The sequence below is a fragment of the Paraburkholderia sp. UYCP14C genome, assembly GCF_004197395.1.
In the GTDB taxonomy this organism is placed as follows: domain Bacteria; phylum Pseudomonadota; class Gammaproteobacteria; order Burkholderiales; family Burkholderiaceae; genus Paraburkholderia.
Genome location: NZ_SELS01000182.1, coordinates 1 through 3,501, shown reverse-complemented (window position 1 = coordinate 3,501; position 3,501 = coordinate 1). Strand labels below are relative to the sequence as shown.

The window sequence follows — 3,501 nt, the reverse complement described above, 5'->3', positions numbered from 1 at the left end:
CGTATCTGAACAGCGGCATCATGGATGGCGGCGTGGTCCAGCAGCGCGAACAGGGCACGCCGCAGGGCGGTCCGCTAGCCCCGGCAACAACATAGCAAACTCGCGGGTAAGATGGGGCCTTCGCATATCGAGGGAGTGTCTGGCGCCATGGTCCAGAGAATGTCCTGCCAGTAATGCGGTTCTCGTGCTTGAGGCCGTTGCTCCCGCTAACCGGGAGCCCAGTCGATGACACGGGGACGACGCAAACACTGGCGAGTGCGTCTCGCTTTCGAGCCGAACCGCTATTCCAGCGAACAACTGGAGAAGGCCTACGATCAGCTCAGTCCGATTGATGCCCGAAGCACGAGGCGCGCATCGGATGCAAGGCCAGCAACGGCGAAAGCTATGAAGCGAGGGAAACGATGAGCAACGTTGCCATGGTCGCGCTTTACGCGCGAGTGTCATCCGAGCAGCAAAGCAAACGCGGCACGATAGACAGCCAGATCGCTGCATTGAAAGAACGAATTCAGGCCGACGGAGCGCAGATTGTGGAGGACATGTGCTTCGTTGATGCTGGGGTGAGCGGTGCAACGCTGGTCAGGCCATACCTGGAGCGACTGCGCGACGCGGCCGCGCTCGGGACGATCGATCGACTGTACATCCTCTCGCCAGACCGGTTGGCGCGCAAATATGCGCACCAGGCGCTACTGCTGGAAGAGCTTTCCTCGTGTGGCGTACAGGTGGTGTTTCTCAATCACGCTATTGGCACGACGCCGGAAGAGTCGCTGTTGCTGCAGATGCAAGGCATGATTGCGGAATACGAGCGGGCAAAGATCGGTGAGCGTAACCGTCGCGGCAAGCTTCACGGAGCGAGACGCGGTACCGTCAATGTGCTGTCAGGGGCGCCTTATGGATACCGCTATATCCGAAGACAGCTCGATGGGACGCCTGCCCGGTACGTCATCGAACTGCCGCAGGCGGCCACGGTGAAGGCGATGTTCGAGTGGGTTGGGCTGGAGCGCCTGAGTCTCGGAGACGTGATACGCCGGCTTGGCGAGGCGGGTATCGTGACGGCATCGGGCAAGCCGTACTGGGACCGCAGCGTGGTATGGGGCATCTTGCGCAATCCGGCTTACATGGGACGGGCTGCGTTTGGCAAAACGCAGGTGTGCGATCATCCGGTGCGCGTGCGTGCCCAGCGCCACAGCGCCGACGTGCCCAGGAAACCGTATTCAGCGAAACGTGCGGACCGTCAGCAGTGGATCGAAATCCCTGTGCCGGCGATCGTTAGCGAAGCACTGTTCGAAATCGTTCAGGAGCAGCTTGCCGAGAACCGCAAGCTGGCACGCCAGCGCCGTGATAACGCGCCGCTGCGCCTGCTGCAGGGACTCACTGTTTGCGGACACTGCCGTTACGCCTTCTATGCGAAGAAAGTGAGCAAGGCTGCAGCCAAAGGGCATCAGCGGGATTACGCTTATTATCGTTGCGTTGGAACCGACGCCTTCCGGTTCGGCGGCGAACGTATTTGCGACAACCCGCAGGTACGAACGGACAAGCTCGACGAGCTGGTATGGCATCAGGTCGTGGAACTGCTCAGACATCCAGAGCGACTGAAAGAAGAGTATGAACGTCGACTGGACGTGATGGAACGCAATGACAGACGCAGCTTCGATACCGCCAGCCTGGAAAAGCAGCGGCTTCAGATCGAAAAGAGCAAATCGCGCCTGATCGACAGCTACGCCGACGGTATCATCGACAAGGCCGACTTCGAGCCAAGGATGCAGCAGTTCAAGAGCCGGCTCGAACAGATTGAACAGCAGATCCAGGAGTCACGGCGCCACGGAGCGATGCAAAGCGAGCTGTTTCTCGTCATTAACCGGCTTGAGGAATTTGCAGCCGCCGTCAATGAAAAGCTGGATGCAATTGACCTTGAAGCCAAACGCAGGATCGTTCTTGGTCTGGTCAAGCGCGTCGAAATCCACAAGGACGAAATCGTCGTTGTGTTCCGCGTCGATCCGCAGCCGCCGCTTCGCGGCAACGAAAATTCGAACGATTCAGACGAAGGAGCGAAAAGTATGCAACGTTGTAGGCGGCGTACTTTCGCCGCTGTTATCCAACCTGCTGCTCGACGATCTTGACCGGCTGCTTGAGCATCGCGGACTGCGCTTCGTGAGGTACGCCGACGACTGTAACGTCTACGTACGTAGCGAACGCGCTGGCCAGCGAGTGATGATGGGCCTCAAAGCCTTTCTTACCCGGAAGCTTAAGCTGAAGGTCAACGAGGCGAAGAGCGCGGTCGCACGACCTCACACGCGGAAGTTTCTTGGTTTTACCTTCTCAAACCGGCAGCAGGTCAAACGGCGCATTGCGCCCAAGGCCCTGGCTCGCGCCAAGGAGAGGATCAGGGAACTGACACAGCGCACGCGAGGCATCAGCGTCGACCAGATGATTGGTACGCTGAAGCGGTACCTCACTGGCTGGCGTGGCTACTTTGGTTTCTGCGAAACCCCAAGCGTGTTGAAGCGCCTCGATGAATGGATTCGTCGCCGTATTCGCTGCTTCTTCTGGAAGCAGTGGAAGCGGGGCCGCACCCGTTTCAAGGAGCTGACTGCCCGCGGGGTTAGCCGTGATCTAGCCGCCCAGACCGTTGGATCGCCGCACAATGCGTGGCGGCTTAGTTGTAGCCCCGCGCTGAGTCTCGCACTGCCAAACCGGTATCTACGCTCTCTTGGACTTCCCTCGGTCGGTCCAGTCGGTTAACCGATCCGAGCCGCCGTGTACGGACCCGTACGCACGGTGGCGTGGGAGGGGTCGGGCCGCGAGGCCTACCCCTATCCCGATCAACAGTAACGGCGACGGCGACGCGCGTAGATGGCGGCCGCGAGCAGACCAACGAAAAGCGCTTCGACGCCCCATTTCACCCAGTCGCTGTTGATGAGCGGATCGCTCATCGGCCGGAAGAGGTCGTCTGTGTCGCGACCCCCGCTAGCGATGCTGTCGAGCACCGGCCAGATCGACGGCCACGCGATAACGAAGAAGCCTGCGATGAGGGGCAGGGCGAAGTCGTCCAGAAACCGCCAGGCTGCGAAAGCAACCACCGCCGAGAACAGGATCGGTACCGCCGCGGTGCACACCGATGAGAAGCTGGCTCCGAGAGAACGCGAGATCCAGAACAGACCACCAAGGATGGCGAGAACAATCAGGACGATGATCGAAGATGGAGCGTCGTTGCGCATGGGAGGATTCCTTTTCAGTTGGATGGAAAAAGGGAAGGCGGTGTTGATTCATCTTCGCAACTACAGCGCAAAGTCAAGGCGTCGTCGTTGGCGAGCATGGTTATACGCGAATCGAGCACGAATGAGACGTCTTTTCGAGGGATTGGCGCTCGGGGGCGTTAGACTGGAATCTCTCCAAGTTCGTAGTGACCACATTCGGAAAATCGAACGGCGGCCTCAAAAGCGAGGTGCAACACTTATCTCGTATAAGGTGTTGCAATGCCCGACAAAACTACTTCTACTTCAT

Annotated in this window: 3 protein-coding genes; 2 read left to right on the top strand and 1 reads right to left on the bottom strand. The window is 59.2% G+C overall.

The window, feature by feature from the left end; genetic code table 11:
- Positions 1-401: 401 nt before the first annotated feature.
- The gene (locus EVC45_RS43950; protein ID WP_129964274.1) at positions 402-2,117 is read left to right on the top strand and encodes a recombinase family protein; all 1,716 of its coding nucleotides are present in this window, start codon (positions 402-404) and stop codon (positions 2,115-2,117) included.
- Positions 2,023-2,739 (top strand): group II intron maturase-specific domain-containing protein, encoded by a 717-nt coding sequence (locus tag EVC45_RS43945; protein ID WP_248295529.1) that lies wholly within the window; start codon positions 2,023-2,025, stop codon positions 2,737-2,739. Before EVC45_RS43950 ends, EVC45_RS43945 begins: the two co-directional genes overlap by 95 nt.
- 80 nt (positions 2,740-2,819) lie before the next feature.
- Here EVC45_RS43945 and EVC45_RS43940 read toward each other — a convergent pair whose 3' ends face one another.
- The gene (locus tag EVC45_RS43940; RefSeq protein WP_129964273.1) at positions 2,820-3,215 is read right to left on the bottom strand and encodes a hypothetical protein; all 396 of its coding nucleotides are present in this window, start codon (positions 3,213-3,215) and stop codon (positions 2,820-2,822) included.
- Positions 3,216-3,501: the final 286 nt, after the last annotated feature.

Excerpts from the sequence above, each read along its gene's own strand:
- EVC45_RS43950 (WP_129964274.1), top strand. The coding sequence starts at position 402 with ATGAGCAACGTTGCCATGGTCGCGCTTTACGCGCGAGTGTCATCCGAG.
- EVC45_RS43940 (WP_129964273.1), bottom strand. The coding sequence starts at position 3,215 with ATGCGCAACGACGCTCCATCTTCGATCATCGTCCTGATTGTTCTCGCC.